The sequence below is a fragment of the Bradyrhizobium sp. AZCC 1578 genome (assembly GCF_036924675.1).
Classification (GTDB): domain Bacteria; phylum Pseudomonadota; class Alphaproteobacteria; order Rhizobiales; family Xanthobacteraceae; genus Bradyrhizobium.
On record NZ_JAZHRZ010000001.1, the window covers coordinates 643,639 to 664,070 of the forward strand.

18 protein-coding genes and 3 tRNA genes are annotated in these 20,432 nt (G+C 62.0%); 8 read left to right on the top strand and 13 right to left on the bottom strand.

Annotated features, from left to right (window positions below; all coding sequences use genetic code 11):
* Nucleotides 1-54: 54 nt before the first annotated feature.
* Nucleotides 55-249 (top strand): hypothetical protein, encoded by a 195-nt coding sequence (locus tag V1290_RS03295; protein ID WP_028345774.1) that lies wholly within the window; start codon nucleotides 55-57, stop codon nucleotides 247-249.
* A gap of 94 nt (nucleotides 250-343) precedes the next feature.
* Here V1290_RS03295 and V1290_RS03300 read toward each other — a convergent pair.
* Nucleotides 344-420 (bottom strand) — tRNA-Asp (locus V1290_RS03300).
* A gap of 322 nt (nucleotides 421-742) precedes the next feature.
* On the opposite strand from V1290_RS03300, the gene V1290_RS03305 reads away from it, so the two are divergent.
* Both V1290_RS03305 and pepT read left to right on the top strand, forming a co-directional pair.
* Complete coding sequence (locus V1290_RS03305) at nucleotides 743-1,042, top strand: HU family DNA-binding protein (RefSeq protein ID WP_057844275.1); 300 nt, start codon at nucleotides 743-745, stop codon at nucleotides 1,040-1,042.
* A gap of 108 nt (nucleotides 1,043-1,150) precedes the next feature.
* Nucleotides 1,151-2,407 carry a peptidase T gene (pepT, locus tag V1290_RS03310; RefSeq protein WP_334362997.1) on the top strand — a complete coding sequence of 419 codons (1,257 nt, stop codon included), beginning with the start codon at nucleotides 1,151-1,153 and terminating at the stop codon, nucleotides 2,405-2,407.
* 130 nt (nucleotides 2,408-2,537) lie between these two features.
* On the opposite strand, the gene V1290_RS03315 is transcribed toward pepT, so the two are convergent.
* Complete coding sequence (locus V1290_RS03315) at nucleotides 2,538-3,398, bottom strand: class I SAM-dependent methyltransferase (RefSeq protein WP_334362998.1); 861 nt, start codon at nucleotides 3,396-3,398, stop codon at nucleotides 2,538-2,540.
* Between the two features lie 861 nt (nucleotides 3,399-4,259).
* On the opposite strand from V1290_RS03315, the gene V1290_RS03320 reads away from it, so the two are divergent.
* Nucleotides 4,260-4,913: a hypothetical protein gene (locus tag V1290_RS03320; RefSeq protein WP_334363000.1), complete on the top strand. Its 654-nt coding sequence runs from the start codon at nucleotides 4,260-4,262 to the stop codon at nucleotides 4,911-4,913.
* A gap of 275 nt (nucleotides 4,914-5,188) precedes the next feature.
* Here V1290_RS03320 and V1290_RS03325 read toward each other — a convergent pair.
* The 7 genes from V1290_RS03325 to V1290_RS03355 all read right to left on the bottom strand — a co-directional run bounded on the left by V1290_RS03325 (nucleotide 5,189) and on the right by V1290_RS03355 (nucleotide 12,822).
* Nucleotides 5,189-5,265, bottom strand: a tRNA-Val gene (locus tag V1290_RS03325).
* Between the two features lie 65 nt (nucleotides 5,266-5,330).
* Nucleotides 5,331-5,732: a GFA family protein gene (locus V1290_RS03330; protein WP_334363002.1), complete on the bottom strand. Its 402-nt coding sequence runs from the start codon at nucleotides 5,730-5,732 to the stop codon at nucleotides 5,331-5,333.
* A gap of 124 nt (nucleotides 5,733-5,856) precedes the next feature.
* Nucleotides 5,857-8,283, bottom strand: coding sequence for an endopeptidase La (gene lon / locus V1290_RS03335; RefSeq protein ID WP_334363003.1), 2,427 nt, complete (start codon nucleotides 8,281-8,283; stop codon nucleotides 5,857-5,859).
* Nucleotides 8,284-8,596: 313 nt separating this feature from the next.
* Entirely contained in the window at nucleotides 8,597-9,871 is a 1,275-nt protein-coding gene (gene clpX, locus V1290_RS03340; RefSeq protein ID WP_028345767.1) for an ATP-dependent Clp protease ATP-binding subunit ClpX, read from the bottom strand.
* Between the two features lie 428 nt (nucleotides 9,872-10,299).
* Nucleotides 10,300-10,935, bottom strand: a complete 636-nt coding sequence (locus V1290_RS03345; protein ID WP_057844270.1) for an ATP-dependent Clp protease proteolytic subunit — start codon at nucleotides 10,933-10,935, stop codon at nucleotides 10,300-10,302.
* Nucleotides 10,936-11,202: 267 nt separating this feature from the next.
* Nucleotides 11,203-12,567, bottom strand: a complete 1,365-nt coding sequence (gene tig / locus V1290_RS03350) for a trigger factor (RefSeq protein WP_334363005.1) — start codon at nucleotides 12,565-12,567, stop codon at nucleotides 11,203-11,205.
* Nucleotides 12,568-12,737: 170 nt separating this feature from the next.
* A tRNA-Leu gene (locus V1290_RS03355) sits at nucleotides 12,738-12,822 on the bottom strand.
* A gap of 137 nt (nucleotides 12,823-12,959) precedes the next feature.
* Here V1290_RS03355 and V1290_RS03360 point away from each other — a divergent pair.
* On the top strand, nucleotides 12,960-14,288 hold the full coding sequence (locus V1290_RS03360) for a multicopper oxidase family protein (protein WP_334363006.1): 1,329 nt from the start codon (nucleotides 12,960-12,962) through the stop codon (nucleotides 14,286-14,288).
* 10 nt (nucleotides 14,289-14,298) lie between these two features.
* On the top strand, nucleotides 14,299-15,384 hold the full coding sequence (locus V1290_RS03365) for an enolase C-terminal domain-like protein (RefSeq protein WP_334363007.1): 1,086 nt from the start codon (nucleotides 14,299-14,301) through the stop codon (nucleotides 15,382-15,384).
* A 10-nt stretch (nucleotides 15,385-15,394) separates the two neighbouring features.
* Here V1290_RS03365 and V1290_RS03370 read toward each other — a convergent pair whose 3' ends face one another.
* The 3 genes from V1290_RS03370 to V1290_RS03380 form a co-directional block, all read right to left on the bottom strand.
* Nucleotides 15,395-15,805: a GNAT family N-acetyltransferase gene (locus tag V1290_RS03370; protein ID WP_334368918.1), complete on the bottom strand. Its 411-nt coding sequence runs from the start codon at nucleotides 15,803-15,805 to the stop codon at nucleotides 15,395-15,397.
* Nucleotides 15,806-15,824: 19 nt separating this feature from the next.
* Complete coding sequence (locus tag V1290_RS03375) at nucleotides 15,825-17,324, bottom strand: NAD(P)H-hydrate dehydratase (RefSeq protein WP_334363008.1); 1,500 nt, start codon at nucleotides 17,322-17,324, stop codon at nucleotides 15,825-15,827.
* Nucleotides 17,325-17,439: 115 nt separating this feature from the next.
* The gene (locus V1290_RS03380; RefSeq protein ID WP_334363009.1) at nucleotides 17,440-17,616 is read right to left on the bottom strand and encodes a hypothetical protein; all 177 of its coding nucleotides are present in this window, start codon (nucleotides 17,614-17,616) and stop codon (nucleotides 17,440-17,442) included.
* 119 nt (nucleotides 17,617-17,735) lie between these two features.
* Between V1290_RS03380 and V1290_RS03385 the strand changes: the two genes are divergently transcribed.
* Both V1290_RS03385 and glnA read left to right on the top strand, forming a co-directional pair.
* Nucleotides 17,736-18,074 carry a P-II family nitrogen regulator gene (locus V1290_RS03385; RefSeq protein WP_027537227.1) on the top strand — a complete coding sequence of 113 codons (339 nt, stop codon included), beginning with the start codon at nucleotides 17,736-17,738 and terminating at the stop codon, nucleotides 18,072-18,074.
* Between the two features lie 134 nt (nucleotides 18,075-18,208).
* Complete coding sequence (gene glnA / locus V1290_RS03390) at nucleotides 18,209-19,618, top strand: type I glutamate--ammonia ligase (RefSeq protein WP_028345760.1); 1,410 nt, start codon at nucleotides 18,209-18,211, stop codon at nucleotides 19,616-19,618.
* A 115-nt stretch (nucleotides 19,619-19,733) separates the two neighbouring features.
* Here glnA and V1290_RS03395 read toward each other — a convergent pair whose 3' ends face one another.
* Entirely contained in the window at nucleotides 19,734-20,399 is a 666-nt protein-coding gene (locus V1290_RS03395) for a class I SAM-dependent methyltransferase (protein WP_334363010.1), read from the bottom strand.
* Nucleotides 20,400-20,432: the final 33 nt, after the last annotated feature.

A 20,432-nucleotide genomic window follows, 5' to 3' on the forward strand; every position in this document is an offset into this window, starting at 1 on the left:
AGGGCGTACGTCTCTTCCCAACACGGGACGCCAAAGGCGTCCGGGAGGCATCACATGAACCACTCCTTTCACTCGGCGGATCGCAGTACCCACCTGAAGATCGTGGTTGTCGCATTGGTGGCCGGTATCGCGGTTGCGGCCTTCGGCATTTCGGCTCGGACCGGTTCTGAGTACAGCCAGACTGCCCAGGTCGTAAAAGCGGGTAAGCCGGTGGTCGTCACCAGCTCGAACACCTCGACGGTCCGTTAAACGATAGCGATATTGTTGGAATAAAAATGGCCGCCCTCGGGCGGCCTTTTTGTTTGCGGCAGTCTCGGAGATCAACGTCAAGCCATCGAGAAAATGGCGCGAGAGACGGGACTCGAACCCGCGGCCTCCGCCGTGACAGGGCGGCGCTCTAACCAACTGAGCTACTCCCGCGGATGCCGTAATCAGATCCTGACCCGCGCAGAACCGAGGGCATAAAGGCCCGCTCCCGCTTAGTCAAGGACGTTGCGAATCCCCGCGCCAGAAGGGCGTTTCTGCGATTGTGATGCAAATAACGGCCTGTTTTCAGGTAAAACAGCGCAGCCGGCGATTATCCGAATCGTTTAAGGCCTGCTACGTCTGGGTTTCTTGAAATCCTCCCCGCTCCGGTTGTACCGGAACCGCGGGTTTCAAGTCACCACGAACGCATTTTTCCAGCGCGGACCGGTGCCAACGAACGCGCTCAAAGCCATTCAACCAACGAGGAGGGCCAGACATGGCGAAGAAAGCGGCGGCTCCGGCCACCATCACACTAAAGCATCTGGCAGCGGCTCTCGCCGAGGAACACGATCTGTCGAAAAAAGCCGCCGAGGCGATCCTGACCGACATGGTCGGCAAGATCACAAAACACCTGAAAAAGGGCGAGCGGATCCGGATCGTTGGTCTCGGCATCCTCCAGGTCCGCAAGCGCGCCGCCCGCACCGGGCGCAACCCCGCCACTGGCGAGCCGATCCAGATCAAGGCCAGCAAAAAGGTCGCGTTCCGCGCAGCCAAGGAACTGAAGGAAGCGGTCTGACCAAGGCTCCCCTAGACCGATCGCACCCGAAGCGCCATTCCGGCGAGGACCCGGAATGGCGCTTTTCTGTTATAGAGCGCTTTCCTCGCTCAACTTTTCCGGATCGTCATGCTGGCCTCGCCCCTCGCGTTCACCCACGATGTCACCGAGCGCCTCCTGCGCTATGTCGTGATCGACACCCAGTCCGATCCGGCCTCGCCGACCTGCCCTTCCACCGAGAAGCAGAAGAATTTGGGCCGCCTGCTGGCGTCAGAGCTGCAGGCGATGGGGGTCACCGACGCCCATCTCGATGAGCACGGCTATGTCTACGCGACGATCCCGGCCACTACCGAGAAGAAGGTCCCGGTGATCTGCTTCTGCTCGCATATGGACACTTCCCCGGATTGCACCGGGGCCAACGTCAAGCCGCAGATCGTGAAGAATTATCGCGGCGGCGACATCGTGCTGCCGGCTGATCCCACCCAGGTGATCCGCTTTGCCGACCATCCTGCCCTCGCCGGCCAGATCGGCCATGACATCATCACGACCGACGGCACCACGCTGCTTGGCGCCGACAACAAGGCCGGTCTCGCCGAGATCATGGATGCGGCGCGGTTCCTGATTCAAAATCCGCACATCAAGCACGGCACCATCAAGATCCTGTTCACGCCGGACGAAGAGATCGGCCGCGGCGTCGACAAGGTCGACCTGAAAAAGCTCGGCGCCGACTTCGCCTATACCATGGACGGCGAAAGCGCCGGGCATATCGAGGACGAAACCTTTTCAGCCGACGGCGCCACCATCACCATCGAAGGCGTCTCGACCCATCCCGGTTTTGCCAAGGGCAAGATGGAGCACGCCATCAAGATCGCAGCCGCCATCATCGACCGCCTGCCCAAGGATACCTGCTCGCCTGAGACGACTGAAGGCAAAGAAGGTTTTCTGCACCCGATCGGCATTTCGGGCGCGCTGGAGAAAGCCACCATCGGCTTCATCGTGCGTGACTTCACCGACGAGGGCCTGCAGCAAAAGGAGGCCCTGCTCGAAGACATCGTCAAAGACGTGATGAAGGACTATCCGCGCTCGACCTACCGGATGGAGGTCAAGCCGCAATACCGCAACATGAAACAGGTGATCGACCGCCACCCCGAGACGGTCGAGTACGCCATCGAGGCGATCAAGCGCGCCGGGCTGACACCGGTGCGAAGCTCGATCCGGGGCGGCACCGACGGCTCACGCCTGTCCTTCATGGGCCTGCCCTGCCCCAATATTTTTGCCGGCGAACACGCCTTCCATTCACGGCTGGAGTGGGTGAGCCGTCAAGATATGGAGAAGGCCGCCGAGACCATCGTGCATCTGGCGATGATCTGGGAAGAGCGGGCGTAGCAGTTTTCGCGCGGCTCTATCCCCGTCATTGCGAGCAAAGCGAAGCAATCCATCGATCGGCAAATGCGGAAGGATGGATTGCTTCGTCGCTGTCGCTCCTCGCAATGACGGGGAAAGAGCTGCGCGGCTATTACGACGCCCGCGCCGTCACGATCCAGACCGACGCCGGCAGCAGCACTGCGTCGCCCTTCGCGAACGGCGTGAGCGCTTCGCGAATGGAAGCGGCGACGGCAGCGCGAGCTTCTTCCGGCTGGCCGTCCAGCGCACGGCTCACCGGGCCGATCTCCAGCGCGCCCTGCACCGCGCCGTCGAGGCCGCGGCCGATCGCTGCATCCAGCAACAGCGGACACGCTTCCATTTCGACGCCGGTAAAGCCGGCCGCGTCGAGGATACGGCGCACGCGCGCCTCCGAGGCAAATGCAAACGGTCCCGGGTCCTCCGGCCCAAGCTGCGGCAGCTTTGGCACGTGCTTGTAGGCGGCCGCAAGCGGCGCCATGAAGAACGGATTTTCGCGCGGCTCGCGCCAGCAGGCGAACGCCACGCGCCCCGTCGGCCGCAGCGCTTTCCGCATGTTGGCGAACGACAGCGCGGGATCGGCAAAGAACATCACGCCGAACCGCGAGGCCAGGACATCGAAGCTGGCAAGCTCGAACGGATAGACGGTGGCGTCGGCAAGGATGAAATCGATCGGCAGATCCTTTGGTGCAGCCTGCCGCGCCCGCTCCAGCATCGGGCCGGATACGTCGATGCCGAGCACATGGCCCGATGGCGCGACCTTCCGCGCAAACGCAATCGCGGTGGCACCACTGCCGCAACCGATATCGATGACGCGGTCGCCCGGCTTCAGGCTGGCCCGGTCGATGACAAGGTCGGCGACCGGCTTGAGCAGCACGTCCTGTGCCGCCTGCCGCTCCGCCCAGCGCTGGCCGGCCGGCCCATTCCAGTAGGCGACCTGGTCGGCGTTTTGTTCGTGGCTTGCCGGTGTGTCCATTTGCGCGCTCCTTTTTCAATTTCGAACGTCCGTCGCACCTGTGCCAAGCCGTTGCCGTATCATTGCCGTGATGCCGCTTAGTTTGTTCATGTACCCCGAAATTTACAGTCATAACTACACTTTCGTGCATTTCCTTCGGAACGATATCCCGCCTTTCGCGTGATCTATTGCCGCAAGGCAACTGACCGGCACTAGCACCTGGAGGGATCAAGATGAACGGGATGCGCAAATATGCGTTCGGCGCCGCAGCGGCGGCCGCTCTTTTTATAATTCCGATTTCGGCCTTTTCTCAATCCAATGAGATTGGACCGGGAGGCGTTCGGGTAGATCGAGGAGGCGGGCGATGCGAGCAACTGAGGCTTGCCTGCGAAAACAAGGACGCGCTGGGAGAGCGGGGCGAAGGAAATTGCCGCAGATATCGGGAAGCCTGCGGGCGACCAGTTCGGAGAGATTTGTGCGCCGAACTAAGATATGCTTGCCTCAACAAGGATGAGTTGGGTGAGCGCGGCGAAGGAAATTGCCGTCGGTATCGCGAGACTTGTAGAGGTTACTAATTCTTAGTCGCGGGGTGGTCCGGCATCGCTCGGCACCGCCCCGCGCTGCACCTGTTAGCGTTTAGATTGCTGGTCATGGCGTCCTCCATTACGCATCGTGATCGGAAGCTCGGCTCGATGCCGATCAGGTCCGTCGTCGCTCAGCGAGCTTCGACGCTAGCCTGCGCCCTGGAGGCGCTAACGCCGAATTAATCTCATAGGCCTATTATTTCAGGCAGTTCTAGTTGGGTGTCGCGTAAGGGAGCCGTCGCGAAGGACGATCCAGCGACGGCTCCTTTTTCATTTCACTCATTTGAGGTTAGTACACGTGACCACGGCATCGGAAACGCAGAGCCAAACCGAACAACCCGAATCCACCGCACCGAGCAAGCAATCGAGCCGAAAATCGGTCTTGGCGCTAGCGGTGTTCGCTCTTGGAATAAACAGTGCGGCGGCAGTCTATACGCTGCCGCCGGATTTTACCCTGCCGGATATCAGCCGTTTGGCCGAACTGCTTCCACATCAGAAAGCTTCCGGTCCGATAGCAGATCCGGCTGTTGCCGCATTGAAGGATATCAAGTCGGCTCAGCAGCAACACGTTGTCGCGCTGCACGAGAACAATATCCTGTTGCAGCAAAACACAGCTCTTCTTCAGCAGGATTCAATTGCGCTTGCTTCTCTGAGACAGAGCGTCGTGGATGAGCAAATCAGTGTGAAGAAAATATCTGCTCAGATAGCGGATGAACATGAAGACGTGAAGAAGATATCTGCTCAGCTTTCCAAGCTTATGGCGAAGGTCGACTCGCTGCAAAATGCAATGAAGCCGGAAATAACTTCCTCCATTTCAGCAAGGCACGCTCAAAACCGGCTATCCCGAGTAGTGCGCAAGAAGATGGCCCCGCAGCCCAAATTTGAGGGACCTGTTTCGCTGGGAGGAACTCCCCTAAGTCTCCCGGCTGCCACGCCAACCCCAGAAAGTTGAATGAGAAGAGCGTAAGGCCAGTCCGCCTTCGCTCTTCAAGCTCCGCGCTACCAGCCTTCGCCCCTGCGGAGGAGCAAACGGTCGCGCCACTGCCACGAAGCTGGCATGCCGAGCCGAAGCCCCCGCAGGGGTTTTACGTTCCGGAATGTTCCGCACCGGTCCGCCTACGCTCTTCGAGCTTCGGCGCGACAGCCTTCACCCCTGCGGAGGAGCAAACGTTGCGTCACTGCCGCGAAGGGGCTGGCATGCCGAGCCGAAGCCCGCAGGGCGAAGGCTGGTAGGCGGCGAGAGATTCGAACTCCCGACCCTCTCGGTGTAAACGAGATGCTCTAACCAGCTGAGCTAGCCGCCCGTAAGCCGCCTGTTTAGCCTCTCGAACCCCTTTGGTGCAAGGTGGGATATCCGCGCTTGGTTGCACTAGTCGCCCGGCCGCCCCGGCAACGCCCCAATCCCGTGGATCCACGGCGCGGCGGAGCGGCACCAGATTTGCCGCGCCGGCTTGAGCCGATCGCGCTGGCGGATGCTGCCCCAGCGGATGCCCCAATCATCTGGTCCGCCGTCTCCGCTGGTGAACAATGGCGAGCCGCATGCTTCGCAAAAGTGCTGAAAGCGCGTCCGGCCGTTGTCGCCCTTCTTCGGATAGACCTTCGCCGGCGCGCCGGTCATGCGGACCTGCTCGGCCGAGCAGATCACCGTCACCCGATACGGCGAGCCCGTCAGGTTCTGGCAATCGGTGCAGTGACAGATCGACACTCTTTCAGGGTCGATATCCGCCCGATAGGTCACCCGCCCGCAATGGCATTGCCCGTCGATTTCCATCCCTCATCAACTCCGTCCGCCGGGCCGAGGTTCAAGCCGAGATCCCATCCGCACCAAACAAAAACGGCGCCCGAAGGCGCCGTTTTATCATTTCAGTTCGATGATCAGTGGTGACTGATCGAGCTCAGTGGGCCGTCAGGCCACCGGCCGCTTCGTCCGAGGCGTCCTGCTTGACCGGCACCTTGGTGTCCTCTTCCCAGACGATCGGCACTGGGGCGCGGACCAGCGCCTTGCCGACGACGTCATCGAGCCGAGCAACCGGGACGATATCCATACCGCCCTTGATCGCATCGGAAATCTCCGTGAGATCCTTGGCGTTGTCCTCGGGGATCAGCACCGTCTTGATGCCGCCGCGCGCGGCCGCGAGCAGCTTCTCCTTCAGGCCACCGATCGGCAGCACGCGACCACGCAGCGTGATTTCGCCGGTCATCGCGACATCGTGCCGGACCGGAATGCCGGTCATGACCGAGATGATCGCAGTGGCCATCGCGACACCCGCCGACGGTCCGTCCTTCGGGGTTGCACCCTCCGGCACGTGGACGTGGATGTCGCGCTTGTCGAACAGCGGCGGCTCGACGCCGTAGTTGATCGCCCGCGAGCGGACGTAGGACGCCGCCGCCGAGATCGACTCCTTCATCACGTCACGCAGGTTGCCCGTGACCGTCATCTTGCCCTTGCCGGGCATCATGACGCCTTCGATCGTCAAGAGCTCGCCGCCGACATCGGTCCAGGCCAGACCCGTAACGATACCGACCTGCGGCTCGCTCTCGATCTCGCCGAAGCGATACTTCGGCACGCCGAGGAAGTCTTCGAGAGTCTTCTCGGTGACCTTGACCGACTTCTTCTTGGAGATCATCAGCTCCTTCACCGCCTTGCGGGCGAGTGTGGAGAGCTCACGCTCCAGGTTACGCACGCCCGCTTCTCGGGTGTAGCGGCGGATCATCAACAGCAGAGCATCGTCGTCGATCGACCATTCCTTGGAATCGAGGCCATGCTTGGAGACGGCGTTCGGGATCAGGTGCTTGCGCGCGATCTCGACCTTCTCGTTCTCGGTGTAGCCGGCGATCCGGATGATCTCCATGCGGTCCATCAGCGGCCCCGGAATATTGAGCGTATTCGCGGTCGTGATGAACATGACGTTCGACAGATCGTAATCGACCTCCAGATAGTGGTCGTTGAAGGTCGAGTTCTGCTCGGGGTCGAGGACCTCGAGCAGCGCCGACGACGGATCGCCGCGGAAATCGGCGCCCATCTTGTCGATCTCGTCCAACAGGAACAGCGGATTCGAGGTCTTGGCCTTGCGCATCGACTGGATGATCTTGCCGGGCATCGAGCCGATGTAGGTGCGGCGGTGACCGCGGATTTCCGCTTCATCCCGCACGCCGCCGAGCGAGACGCGCACGAATTCGCGGCCCGTGGCTTTTGCGATCGACTTGCCGAGCGAAGTCTTGCCGACGCCGGGAGGCCCGACCAGACACAGGATCGGTCCGGTCAGCTTGTTGGCGCGCGACTGCACGGCGAGATACTCGACGATGCGGTCCTTGACCTTCTCGAGCCCGTAATGATCGGAGTCCAGCACGGCCTGGGCCTGCTCGAGATCCTTCTTGACCTTGGACTTCTTGTTCCACGGAATCGACAACAGCCAGTCGAGATAGTTGCGCACGACGGTAGCTTCCGCGGACATCGGCGACATCTGGCGCAGCTTCTTCAACTCGTGCTGCGCCTTCTCCCGCGCTTCCTTGGAAAGCTTGGTCTTGGCAATCTTCTCTTCCAGATCGGCCAGCTCATCGCGACCTTCGTCGTCGCCGAGCTCCTTCTGGATCGCCTTCATCTGTTCGTTCAGGTAGTACTCGCGCTGGGTCTTCTCCATCTGGCGCTTGACGCGCGAGCGGATGCGCTTCTCGACCTGCAGCACCGAGATTTCGCTCTCCATCAGGCCCAGCACCTTCTCCAGGCGCTGCGTGACGGACAACGTCTCCAGGATGCCCTGGCGATCGGCGATCTTGACGGCGAGATGCTGCGCCACCTGATCGCTGAGCTTGGCGAAATCAGTGATCGCCTGAACCACGCCGACGACTTCGGCGGAGATCTTCTTGTTCAGCTTCACATAGCTTTCGAAGTCGGACACGACCGAGCGCGCCAGAGCTTCGGCTTCGACCGAGTTGGCGTCGGTATCGGCGAGCGCGATCGCGGTCGCCTCGTAATATTCGGCGCGGTCGGAATACTTTTGCACACGCGCGCGCTCGAGCCCTTCGACCAGCACCTTCACGGTGCCGTCGGGAAGCTTCAGCAGTTGCAGCACGCTGGCGAGCGTACCGACTTCGTAGATGGAATCCGAGCTTGGATCGTCGTCGGACGCGTTCTTCTGCGTCGCGAGCAGGATCAGCGCGTCGTTCTTCATCACCTCTTCGAGGGCGCGGATCGATTTCTCGCGGCCGACGAACAGCGGCACGATCATGTGCGGAAATACGACGATGTCGCGGAGCGGCAGCACCGGATACGAATGGCTTTCGCCGAGAATGATGGTTGGCCGGGTTTTTGGAGTCGTCATGGCCTATTCCTTCTGTTTTGCCCCCTTGCACGCAGTTCGCATCGCTTGCGCAACCGCCACAAGGTGCTGGGAGTTCCGGGCCGGTCGGCCGCCTTCGCTGCCGCCTCTCACCGGATGATCTTTGCGACGAATCTCGAACGTGATTTCCGCCACCATGGGCATTAGGTGGCTATCGGGTATGGGGGTGTCAAGTCACGGAAAATGACTGCAAATTGCGGATCAGACGCGCGAAAAACGCTTACGCCACAGCGGCCGCCGAAACGCTCGGCAGCCGCGTTATTCAAAGGTATGAGTTCTGGCCGGCGCGACGGTATCAGGCGCTGGCGCTGCTCTCGACGGCCCGGTCCGAACGGTCCGCATAAATGTAGAGCGGACGGGCAGTTCCCTCGACAACTTCGCGCGAGATCACAACCTCTTCGACACCTTCCAGGCCCGGCAGATCGAACATCGTCTCGAGCAGGATGCTTTCGAGGATCGAGCGCAACCCGCGCGCGCCGGTCTTGCGCTCGATAGCCTTGCGGGCGACCGCGCCAAGCGCCTCGTCGGCGAAGGTGAGTTCGATGTTCTCCATTTCGAACAGCCGCTGGTATTGCTTCACCAGCGCGTTCTTCGGATCGGTCAGGATCTTCTTGAGCGAGGTCTCGTCGAGATCCTCCAACGTCGCGACCACCGGCAGGCGGCCGACGAATTCGGGGATCAGGCCGTACTTCAGCAAGTCTTCCGGCTCGACATGGCGGAAGATTTCGCCGGTGCGGCGGTCTTCGGGCGCCAGCACCTGGGCGGCGAAACCGATCGAGGTCGAACGACCGCGTGCGGAGATGATCTTCTCAAGGCCTGAGAACGCGCCGCCGCAGATGAACAGGATGTTGGTGGTGTCGACCTGCAGGAACTCCTGCTGCGGGTGCTTGCGGCCGCCCTGCGGAGGCACGGAGGCGACCGTGCCTTCCATGATCTTCAACAGCGCCTGCTGCACGCCCTCACCCGACACGTCGCGGGTGATCGACGGGTTGTCGGACTTGCGGCTGATCTTGTCGATTTCGTCGATATAGACGATGCCCCGCTGCGCGCGCTCGACATTGTAGTCGGCGGACTGCAACAGCTTCAGGATGATGTTCTCGACGTCCTCGCCGACGTAACCGGCTTCGGTCAGCGTCGTCGCGTCCGCCATGGTGAACGGCACGTCGAGAATGCGCGCCAGCGTCTGCGCCAGCAGCGTCTTGCCCGAACCGGTCGGACCGATCAGCAGGATGTTCGACTTCGCGAGTTCGACGTCGTTGTGCTTGGTCTGGTGATTGAGCCGCTTGTAGTGGTTGTGAACGGCGACCGAGAGCACCTTCTTGGCATGGCTCTGGCCGATCACGTAGTCGTCCAGCACCTTGCAGATTTCCTTCGGCGTCGGGATGCCGTCGCGCGACTTCACCAGCGAGGACTTGTTCTCCTCACGGATGATATCCATGCAGAGTTCGACGCATTCGTCGCAGATGAATACGGTGGGACCCGCGATGAGTTTGCGGACTTCGTGCTGGCTCTTTCCACAGAACGAGCAATACAGCGTGTTCTTGGAGTCGCTCGTGCCAACCTTACTCATTCCTGTCTCCGTCCGCCGTTCGATCCGTTACCCGATCGACCCATTCCGGCACTGTCACCGGACCTGAAGGTAGATAGAGCAAATTCCGTACCAAAAAAGACCCTAACTCAATTACGCACCGTGCGAATCACGGCGTCTCGATTCCCCCGCGATCTTAACCCAATCCACACAGCCAACCATGCTGGCACCCGACTATCAAGAATTCGCTAATCGGGCTCGGAATTGCTACCCGTGACAATACCGTGATTTGTGGCGTTCGCACGGGGAGAAGTTGACGAAATCGACCGAGCGTTGCGGTATTGCCACGCCGCAAAACCGGCACGAAAGCGGAACTTTCGGCCTACGCGGGGGCATAGGCGCGGCTTTCGGCCACATTTGCCGATTCAACCAACCGTTAAGGTCAACGCGGGGTGTCGCGATCCGTATCCTTACGGGACCCTGACCGGCGTCACTTCTTCGGGGCGCTTGTCGATCACCTTGTCGACGATCCCGAAGTCGTGGGCCATATCGGCGGTCAGGAATTTGTCGCGCTCCAGCGCGTCCTCGATCGCCTTGTAGGTCTGGCCGGTGTGCTTCACGTAGATCTCGTTGAGGCGCTTCTTGAGATTCAGGATCTCTTGCGCGTGCAGCATGATGTCGGTCGCCTGGCCCTGGAAGCCGCCGGACGGCTGATGCACCATGATGCGCGAATTGGGCAGCGAGAAACGCATGTCCTTTTCACCAGCCGCGAGCAACAGCGAACCCATCGAGGCCGCCTGCCCGGTGCACAGCGTCGACACCGGCGGACGGATGAATTGCATGGTGTCGTAGATCGCAAGCCCCGATGTCACCACGCCGCCGGGCGAGTTGATGTACATCGAGATTTCCTTCTTCGGATTCTCCGCCTCGAGGAACAGAAGCTGCGCGACGACGAGCGTCGACATGCCGTCTTCGACCGGACCGGTCAGGAAGATGATGCGCTCCTTCAGAAGCCGCGAGAAAATGTCGTAGGCGCGTTCGCCGCGGTTGGTCTGCTCGACCACCATCGGAACGAGGTTCATGTAGGTTTCAACGGGATCGCGCATGAATCACCCAAGGGTTCGGACAGAGAATAAGCGGGAACGAACATCTATCGGCAAGGCAGGCATGACTGCCGCGCACGGACGAACGTCCCGTGATGCAGGACTTCAACTCAGCTCACAGATATGAGCCAATTTCCTGGCGACAAGGCCGGGCAATTGCGGAGCCGAATGAGAGAAGTTCAAACTGATTCGCGGCCGATCTCATAGCGACGGGTGCCATCACCACGCCGCTATCGCCGTTCATCATTAATGCCGGCCTGACCAAATCGATCAGGCTGCACTCTTCTCGTCGGCCTCGTCGTCCTTGAACAGGTCCTCGCGCGAGACCTTCTTTTCGGTCACGCTGGCGAGTTCGAGGATGAAATCGACCACCTTGTCTTCATAAATCGGCGCACGAAGCTGGGCCAGCGCATTGGCATTGTTGCGATAGTAGTCCCAGACCTCCTTCTCGCGGCCGGGCATCGATCGCGCCCGCTCGATCACCGCGCGGCTGACTTCGTCATCGGTCACGGTGATCTTGTTCTTCTCGCCGATCTCCGACAGCACGAGGCCGAGCCGGACGCGGCGGTCGGCGATCTTCTTGTACTCTTCCTTGGCTGCCTCCTCGGTGGTGTTCTCGTCGGCAAAGGTCTTGCCGGAGGATTCCATCTCGGCCTTGATCGAGTTCCACATCAGGTTGAACTCTTCCTCGATCAGCGACGGCGGCGCCTCGAATTTGTGGCTGTCGTCGAGCCGGTCGAGCAGCGCGCGCTTGACGCGCTGGCGCGTGGCGCCGGCGAACTCGGCGACCAGCCGCTCGCGCGCGGCCTCCTTCAGCTTGTCGAGCGATTCCAGGCCGAGGGTTTTTGCAAACTCGTCGTTGATCTCAGTCTCGCCCGGGGCTTCGATCAGGGTTGCCGTGGTCTCGAACTCGGCCGGCTGGCCGGCGAGCTTCTCGCTGGCGTAATTCTTCGGGAACGACACTTTCAGCGTGCGGGTTTCACCGGCCCCGATGCCGACGAGTTGTTCCTCAAAACCCGGAATGAACTGCCCGGTGCCGATCACGACCTGGATGCCCTCGCCGGTGCCGCCGTCGAACGGGGTGCCGTCGATAGAACCCTTGAAGCTGATGGTGACGCGATCGCCGGTTTCGGCCTTGGTGCCCTCGGCCTTCGCGGCATAGGGACGGTTCTGGTCGGCGATGCGCTTGATCGCCTCGTCGACCTCGGCATCGGTCACTTCGACCACCGGCTTCTCCACCGAGAAGGTCTTGAAATCGGCGAGCTGGATCGTCGGCACCACCTCGATCGCCACCGTGTAGGTCAGGTCGCTCTTGCCGGCGAGCAGTTCCTCGACCTCTTTCTGCTCGGTCGGCAACGTGATCTTGGGCTCGGTCGCGAGGCGGAAACCGCGGTCGGTGAAGATCTGCGTGTTAGTGTCGCGGATGGTCTGGTCGATGGTCTCAGCCATCACCGAGCGGCCATACACCTTCTTCAGATGGCTCACCGGCACCTTGCCGGGGCGGAAGCCATTGAGCTTCACCTTGTCCTTGAGGTCGACCAGCTTGGCATCGGCCTTGGCATCGAGATCCGATGCGGGAACGCTGACCTTGAACTCGTGTTTCAATCCCTCGGCGAGGGTTTCGGTGACCTGCATGGTGTCAATCTTCTTCCGCTTGCGCCGGGCCAAACGGCCGCGGCAGTGTCTAATTTTGTTCGACGCGCAAGCCTTGCAGCCCTGCGTCGGTGGTTCGGCTGACCTTGGCTCCCCCAAAGGGGGAGGCAAGCCCTCCAGTATTCGTCATGCAAACGCTTGGATAGAGCGCTTGGTGCGGGCGGAGGGACTCGAACCCCCACAACTTTCGTCACTGGAACCTAAATCCAGCGCGTCTACCAGTTCCGCCACGCCCGCGTGAAAAGCATCCATACCCGGCCGCGATGCCGCGGGCGGCGGGCTTATAACATGAGCCTACACCTCCGCAGCAAAAAAATGGCCCTTTTTGACAGCCCCGGGGCAAGGCGTCACAGCTAGGACAGGCACATCAGAAAATGGTCCACATCGGTCCGATGGCAAGCCCCAAATCGACGCTAGATCGACGCAAGCTGCTGGCCGGGCTGAGCGCCGCCGCCCTCGCTCCGATATGGCCGGTTTCCGGCGCAGCCCAGGGACGTCCCCCGCTGACGTTACAGGCCACGCCGGAGACTCTCGCACTCCGGCCGGGCGGTACGGCCGCGCCGGTCTGGTCGCTGCAAGGACCCGACCTCACCTTCAAGCGCGGCGAGACGGCCGAGATCGCTTTTGCCAATGAACTGCCGGCGCCGGTCGTCCTCAACTGGCGGGGTATGGACGGCGTTCCGGTTCACGCCCCCCTCACGGCGCGCGCAGCCCTCGCAAGCGGTGGCAAGGCCGCCTTGCAGCTTCCGCTGCGCCACGCCGGGACCTTCCTCTGCGACTTCGGGCTGCTTGGTGATCGACAGGCACAACCAGCGCGGGCACGGCCGTTGATCGTTCGCGAAGCCGAGCCGGTCGCCGTCGACCGCGACGAGGTGCTCCTGATCGAGGACTGGCAGGCAAGGCCCGATGGAACAGCGATCGCGCCGGGAATCGATCCGAAGGACACTGCACGCCTCCATACGATTAACGGCCGGACTTCGCTCGAACTCTCAGGTCGGACCAACGAACGGATCAGGCTCCGCATTATCAGCGGCTGCCAACGCTCTGTTATGGCTATCAAACTGGAAGGGCTCGAGGTCCGGGTCATGGCCATCGACAGCCAGCCCTCGGAGCCGTTTCCGGCCCGCAATGGCGCGCTGGTACTGGCGCCGGGCGGGCGGGCCGACGCCTTCATCGATTTGACTGCTTCGGTAGGCACGACCCATGCGATCCTGCTGCATGATGGCAAGGAAGCCCGCCCGATCGGCAAGCTTGTCGTCTCCAGCGAACCGCCGGTCCGCGCGGCCCCGCTGCCACCCGCCCCGCCGCTGTCCTCCAACGGCCTGCCCGAGCGGCTCGACCTCAAGGGGGCGACCCGGATCGATGTTGTGCTGGGCGGACCTTCCGCTGACTGGATGACTCCAGCCAATTTTGCCGTGAGTGCCCCGCCCGCCTTCCGCGCCAGGAAAGGCCGCACCGTGGTGCTGGCGCTCACCAACCGCGCCGCGGTCGCCACCGTTTTCCACCTCCACGGCCATCACTTCCGCCTGCTCGACCGGCTCGACGACGGCTGGAAGCCGTTCTGGCTGGATACGCTGGCGATCGATCCCGGCCAGACCCAACGCATCGCCTTTGCCGCCGAACATGCCGGCCGCTGGCTGATCGAATCCGTCGCCACCGACTGGGCGGCACCGCGGCTGGTGCGGTGGTACGCAGTCGAATGAGGAGCAAGCCATGAGCAAGCCGGTTCCCGCTATCCGCAGCGTCAAAGCGCGAGCGCTCGTCGTGCCGCTCGCCCGCCCCGTGAAGAACGCCTTTGGCGTGATCGACGTGGGCCCGCTGGTCCTGATCGACGTCGAGACCGATCGAGGCGTTACCGGCCACTCCTACATTTTTGCCTACAGCAAGCTGACGCTGAAGCCACTGGTGCACCTGATCGAGAAGATCGGGCGCGAACTCACCGGCAGACCAGTTGCGCCCTACGATCTGATGGTGGCGATGGACGCAAAATTCCGCCTGCTCGGCTGGCAGGGCCTAGTCGGCATGGCGGTGTCGGGCCTCGACATGGCCTATTGGGACGCGCTCGGCCAGTTGGCCAATAAGCCGGTGGTTGAACTGCTCGGCGGGTCGCCAAAACCGATCCGGGCCTATGACAGCTATGGCGTGGTCGATCCGGTGGCGGACGAAAGAGCGCTGCGCCGCTCGCTCGAACAGGGATTTCGCGGCATCAAGATCAAGGGCGGCGACGGCGATGCCGCCAATGACGAGCGCGTGGTCAAGGGCGTGCGCGCCCTCATCGGCCCTGACATCGCGCTGATGATCGACTTCAACCAGTCGCTCGATCCCGCGGAAGCCGCGCGCCGGATCGCTCGCCTCGCGCCCTACGATCTGCACTGGATCGAAGAACCCGTGCCGCAGGAAAACCTCTCGGGACACGCAAAAGTGCGCGAGACTTCGGCCACGCCAATTCAGGCCGGCGAGAACTGGTGGTTCCCGCGCGGCTTTGCCGAAGCGATCGCGCTAGGTGCCAGCGATTTCATCATGCCTGATCTGATGAAGTGCGGCGGCGTCACCGGCTGGCTGCAGGTCGCCGCCCAGGCGCACGCCGCCAACATCCCGATGTCGAGCCATCTCTTCGCCGAAGCCAGCGCCCACCTGCTGGCGGTGACGCAGACCGCGCACTGGCTCGAATTTTTGGATTTCGCCAGCGTCATCCTCGCCCATCCCGCCGAGATCGTCGATGGCACGGTCACCGCGCGTGGACCGGGGCTGGGGCTGGAGTGGAATGAGACGGCGGTGGCGAAGTATCTAGTGACCTAACGGGCTGCAATTACGCGCGCATCCAGAGATAACGGGCGTCCGGCTCCTTCTCTTCATTGCGGGAACCATCGGTTTGCTCGACCAGCGCAAAGCCTCGCCCTTCGTAGAAGCGCCGCGCCCGCGCATTGCGCTGAAAGGTCCAGAGTTGCAGTCGCCCGGACCCGCGCTGCGCAACGTCGAGCAGTGCCGTGCCGACGCCCCGTCCTTGCGCCTCCGGAAGCACGTATAGTTGCTCGATCCAATCGTCATGAAAGGCGATGAGGCCGGTGAGCATATCGCGACCGAAAACGCCCCAGAGTGTACAGGTCCTGAACATGCGCTCGCGATAGAACCAGCGGTCTTCATCGGGCGTGTGCAGTCCGGCGAGCCAGGGCAAGGCGTGGTCAAATGCCATCCGGTGAACGCGCGCCGCAGCGTCCATGTCGTCGAGTTCGAGCAGCCTAGTATTCAATGCCGAACTCGTCATAGAGCCGCCGGAACACTGCCGGCAGCACTTCCGGCAAATCTTCTGCGATCAGGCCCGGCCCTGCCTCGCCCGCGGCTTCGCCGTGCATCCAGACGCCGATGCAGGCAGCTTCATAGGCCGCCACGCCTTGCGCCAGCAGCCCCGCGATCATGCCGGCCAGCACATCGCCGGCTCCCGCCGTCGCGAGCCAGGGCGGCGCGTTGGAGGCGATGCTGGCGCGCCCGTCGGGCGAAGCCACCACCGTGTCCGGTCCCTTCAGCAGCACCACCGCTCTGGAGCGCTGGGCGGCGTCGCGCACCCGCTCCAGCTTCGAACGGCCGGGGTGCTTGTTGCTGATATCGCTGAACAGGCGCGGAAACTCGCCCTCATGCGGGGTCAGCACGACCTGCGGATCCTCGCTCGCCCTGATCTGTTCAAACAGTCGCTCCGGCGCTTCGGCAAAACTCGTCAGCGCATCGGCGTCGAGCACGAGGCCGCGCTTGGTCGACAATGCGGTGTGCACGAGATCGCGCGTGCGTTCACTGATGCCGGCGCCCGGCCCGATCACGATGGAATTGAGCCGTCTGTCGCCCACAAGGTCGGCGAATTCGACGGCAGTATCGACCGGACGCACCATGACTGCCGTCAGCGCCGCGGCATTCACGGCGAGCGCATCGCGCGGCGAGGCCACCGTGACGAGGCCAGCCCCTGCCCGCAGCGCACCACGGGCGGCCAGCCGCGCCGCTCCCGTCGACGCCAGTTCCCCCGACAGCACGACGGCGTGGCCGCGGGCATATTTGTGGCCGTCGATAGAGGGCACCGGAAACGACTTTCGCCAGCTCTGCGGAACGTTCTCGAACGTCTGCGGCCGGATCTCCTCAAGCACATGCGCATCGATGCCGATCTCGGCGACGCGGACGCGGCCGCAATGCTTGCGCCCGGGCATCAACAGATGCGCCGGCTTGCGGCGGAAGAAGGTCACGGTTTCGGCAGCGTTGATTGCTGCACCCATCACCGCGCCCGTAGTGCCGTTGATGCCGCTCGGCAGGTCGACGGCCAGCACCGGCGCACCGTTGGCGTTGATCGCCTCGATCATCTCGAGCGGATCGCCCTTGACCGGACGATTGAGACCTGCGCCGAACAGCGCGTCGATGATCAAGGCTGGCTTGCCGATCGCCTGTGGGTTGAACGGCAGCACCGGATATTTCCAGCCGCGCGCGGCGAGCGCGGCATCCCCCTGCAGGCTGTCGCGCTCGCACAACAGGATGACGGAAACCTCGCGCCCGCGTGCGGCGAGTTCGGCGGCCGCCACAAAGCCGTCCCCGCCATTGTTGCCGCGGCCGGCGACCACGACGATCGGCCCCTCCTCGAGGAGATCCATCGCGACCTCCGCCACGGCCTGGCCGGCGCTCATCATCAACGCGAAGCCGGGCGTTCCGCCGGCGATCGTCAGCCGGTCGGCCCGCTCCATCTCGGTCGTGGTCAAGACTTCCATGCCAAATCCTCGATCCATCCGCCTTTTCTGAAGGCATATCCCCGTCGCGCCCGTGGCCCGCCTCGCCCCGCCTGCACACGAAATGATCGATTTGCCTATTTTGTAAGCTTCGCTATCATGCGAGCCGCCGGCGGACCTCTCTCACTTGCCTGTTAAAAGTCTGATAACGTTCCGAAATCAGCCGCATTAACAACTTGGCATAGACCCTGCTTTTGAGGAAGCCTGTTGGAAAGCCGAGCTCAGGATCGTCGCAGTCAGCGGCAATTATGAGCAGCTCCGGCTTTGCAATCATGAGCAGTTCCGGCTTTGCCGGATGCAAGGATCAAACCAGACGGCGCCAGGTAAGTTCACCAGGCTGCGACATCGAAACTATCTGCACGCTGCAATTTGGAAATGCCCGGGAGGCGCTCAGTGAAGAAGATTGAAGCCATCATCAAGCCATTCAAGCTCGACGAGGTGAAAGAGGCGCTTCAGGAAGTCGGACTGCAGGGTATCACCGTTACCGAGGCCAAGGGGTTCGGCCGGCAGAAGGGGCACGCCGAGCTCTATCGCGGTGCGGAATACATCGTGGATTTCCTGCCCAAGGTGAAAATCGAGATCGTGATTTCGGACGAGCTGGTCGAGAAGGCGATCGACGCGATCCGCCGCGCCGCCCAGACCGGGCGCATCGGCGACGGCAAGATCTTCGTCTCCAATATCGAGGAAGCGATCCGGATCAGAACCGGAGAATCCGGGCTGGACGCTATCTGAGCCGGGTGCTATCCGAAAACTTGCGACTGAAAAACAAGAAAAGGGCTGCTTCCGCGGCCTGATTTCGTTCGCGATGCCTCGATCGTCTGCGAATGTCGCGTTCTGGAAACCGTCCGTAGCCAAAAGGGGTATTCATGAAGACCGCTAAAGACGTCCTGAAGTCGATCAAGGACAACGACGTAAAATACGTCGATCTGCGCTTCACCGATCCGCGCGGCAAGTGGCAGCACGTGACCTTCGACGTCAGCATGATCGAAGAGGACACCTTTGCCGAAGGCCAGATGTTCGACGGCTCCTCGATCGCCGGCTGGAAGGCGATCAATGAATCCGACATGTGCCTGATGCCCGACCCGGTCACCGCGACGATCGACCCGTTCTTCGCCGAGACCACCATGGTCATCGTCTGCGACGTGCTCGAGCCGACCACCGGCGAGCCTTACAACCGCGATCCCCGCGGCATCGCCAAGAAGGCCGAGGCGATGGTGAAATCGTCTGGTGTCGGCGACACCGTGTTCTTCGGCCCCGAGGCCGAGTTCTTCGTGTTCGACGACGTGCGCTACCAGACCACCCCCTACAACACCGGCTTCAAGCTCGATTCCTCGGAACTGCCGATCAATTCGGACACCGAGTATGAGGGCGGCAATCTCGGCCACCGCATCCGCACCAAGGCCGGCTACTTCCCGGTCCCGCCGCAGGATTCGGTGCAGGACATGCGCTCGGAAATGCTCGGCGCGATGGCCAAGATGGGCGTCAAGGTCGAGAAGCATCACCACGAAGTCGCTTCCGCCCAGCACGAGCTCGGCATGAAGTTCGACACCATGACGCTGATGGCCGACCAGATGCAGATCTACAAATACTGCATCCACCAGGTCGCGCACATCTACGGCAAGACCGCCACCTTCATGCCGAAGCCGGTCTACGGCGACAACGGTTCGGGCATGCACTGCCACCAGTCGATCTGGAAGGACGGCAAGCCGGTGTTCGCCGGCAACAAATACGCCGACCTCTCGGAGACCTGCCTCCACTATATCGGCGGCATCATCAAGCATGCCAAGGCGATCAACGCCTTCACCAACCCGTCGACCAACTCCTACAAGCGCCTGGTCCCGGGCTATGAAGCCCCCGTGCTGCTCGCCTACTCCGCGCGCAACCGCTCGGCCTCCTGCCGCATCCCGTATACGGCAAACCCGAAGGCCAAGCGCGTCGAAGTCCGCTTCCCCGACCCGATGGCCAACCCCTATCTCGGCTTCGCCGCGATGCTGATGGCCGGCCTCGACGGCATCAAGAACAAGATCGATCCGGGTCCGGCGATGGACAAGGACCTCTATGACCTGCCGAAGGAAGAGCTGAAGCAGATCCCGACCGTGTGCGGCTCCTTGCGGGAGGCGCTGGAAAACCTCGACAAGGACCGCGCCTTCCTCAAGAACGGCGGCGTGTTCGACGATGACTTCATCGACAGCTTCATCGAGCTGAAGATGACCGAAGTCGAGCGCTTCGAAATGACCCCGCACCCGGTCGAGTTCGAGATGTATTATTCGCAGTAATCCCTTAAGGTCACGGAAAATGCGAAAGGCGCTCCACGGGGCGCCTTTTGTTTTTTGGCGCTCGCTGTGATGCTCACCATATGCGTATCGGGTGAAGACTGCGGAGAAATTGAGCTTAGCTAGGCGGCAGCCTCTTGCGCAGCCACAACTCAAACCCGCCCTCGGCGGGCTCGACACGCTGTTCAACAAGCAAGGCGAAGCCGTCGAGAGCTTTGAGTAGCTCGTCGCGTCCATAGTAGGCGTAGAAACGTCTACCATGCAGAAGAGCTCTGGCCTCGGTGCCTCCAGGGTAGCGAGGCCCCAGCACCTCCTCATAACGTTCCCCTTGTCCCTCTTTCATGCTCACGTACAGCACCCCGGCCTTTGACAACAAAGATCTGCACGTCGTTACGCACTGCGCGAACTCTGCTTTGGTGAGATGGTACAAGCAGCCACTGGCCCAAATGCCGTCGAACGGTCCGCGAAGGCTCGCCATATCGCGGAAATCGAGCTTGAGATAAGCCCCTGACGGATCTTGGTTTTGCGCAATCCGCAGCATCGCGTCGGATAGGTCGAAAGACGTGACCTGTAAGGCCAAGGATGCCACGAATCGGGAGTCGCGGCCATCTCCACAGCCTGGGACGACAACATGGGCTCCCGGCAGAAAGGCCGCGAAACGCCGCATTGACTCCTCCTTCCAGGCGCGAAGCTCAGGCGTCGCAGTCACGTGGTAGTGCTCAGCGATTTTGTTGTAAGTCTCCATGTTCTGCGTCACGTGGTCGACGCTGGCCTCTCTGCTCATATGGCTCGCCCACGGGATCGGATTTCGATTAGG

Excerpts from the sequence above, each read along its gene's own strand:
- V1290_RS03295 (WP_028345774.1), top strand. The coding sequence starts at position 55 with ATGAACCACTCCTTTCACTCGGCGGATCGCAGTACCCACCTGAAGATC.
- V1290_RS03305 (WP_057844275.1), top strand. The coding sequence starts at position 743 with ATGGCGAAGAAAGCGGCGGCTCCGGCCACCATCACACTAAAGCATCTG.
- pepT (WP_334362997.1), top strand. The coding sequence starts at position 1,151 with ATGCTGGCCTCGCCCCTCGCGTTCACCCACGATGTCACCGAGCGCCTC.
- V1290_RS03315 (WP_334362998.1), bottom strand. The coding sequence starts at position 3,398 with ATGGACACACCGGCAAGCCACGAACAAAACGCCGACCAGGTCGCCTAC.
- V1290_RS03330 (WP_334363002.1), bottom strand. The coding sequence starts at position 5,732 with ATGGAAATCGACGGGCAATGCCATTGCGGGCGGGTGACCTATCGGGCG.
- lon (WP_334363003.1), bottom strand. The coding sequence starts at position 8,283 with ATGACGACTCCAAAAACCCGGCCAACCATCATTCTCGGCGAAAGCCAT.
- clpX (WP_028345767.1), bottom strand. The coding sequence starts at position 9,871 with ATGAGTAAGGTTGGCACGAGCGACTCCAAGAACACGCTGTATTGCTCG.
- V1290_RS03345 (WP_057844270.1), bottom strand. The coding sequence starts at position 10,935 with ATGCGCGATCCCGTTGAAACCTACATGAACCTCGTTCCGATGGTGGTC.
- tig (WP_334363005.1), bottom strand. The coding sequence starts at position 12,567 with ATGCAGGTCACCGAAACCCTCGCCGAGGGATTGAAACACGAGTTCAAG.
- V1290_RS03360 (WP_334363006.1), top strand. The coding sequence starts at position 12,960 with ATGGTCCACATCGGTCCGATGGCAAGCCCCAAATCGACGCTAGATCGA.
- V1290_RS03365 (WP_334363007.1), top strand. The coding sequence starts at position 14,299 with ATGAGCAAGCCGGTTCCCGCTATCCGCAGCGTCAAAGCGCGAGCGCTC.
- V1290_RS03370 (WP_334368918.1), bottom strand. The coding sequence starts at position 15,805 with ATGGACGCTGCGGCGCGCGTTCACCGGATGGCATTTGACCACGCCTTG.
- V1290_RS03375 (WP_334363008.1), bottom strand. The coding sequence starts at position 17,324 with ATGGAAGTCTTGACCACGACCGAGATGGAGCGGGCCGACCGGCTGACG.
- V1290_RS03380 (WP_334363009.1), bottom strand. The coding sequence starts at position 17,616 with ATGATTGCAAAGCCGGAGCTGCTCATAATTGCCGCTGACTGCGACGAT.
- glnA (WP_028345760.1), top strand. The coding sequence starts at position 18,209 with ATGAAGACCGCTAAAGACGTCCTGAAGTCGATCAAGGACAACGACGTA.
- V1290_RS03395 (WP_334363010.1), bottom strand. The coding sequence starts at position 20,399 with ATGAGCAGAGAGGCCAGCGTCGACCACGTGACGCAGAACATGGAGACT.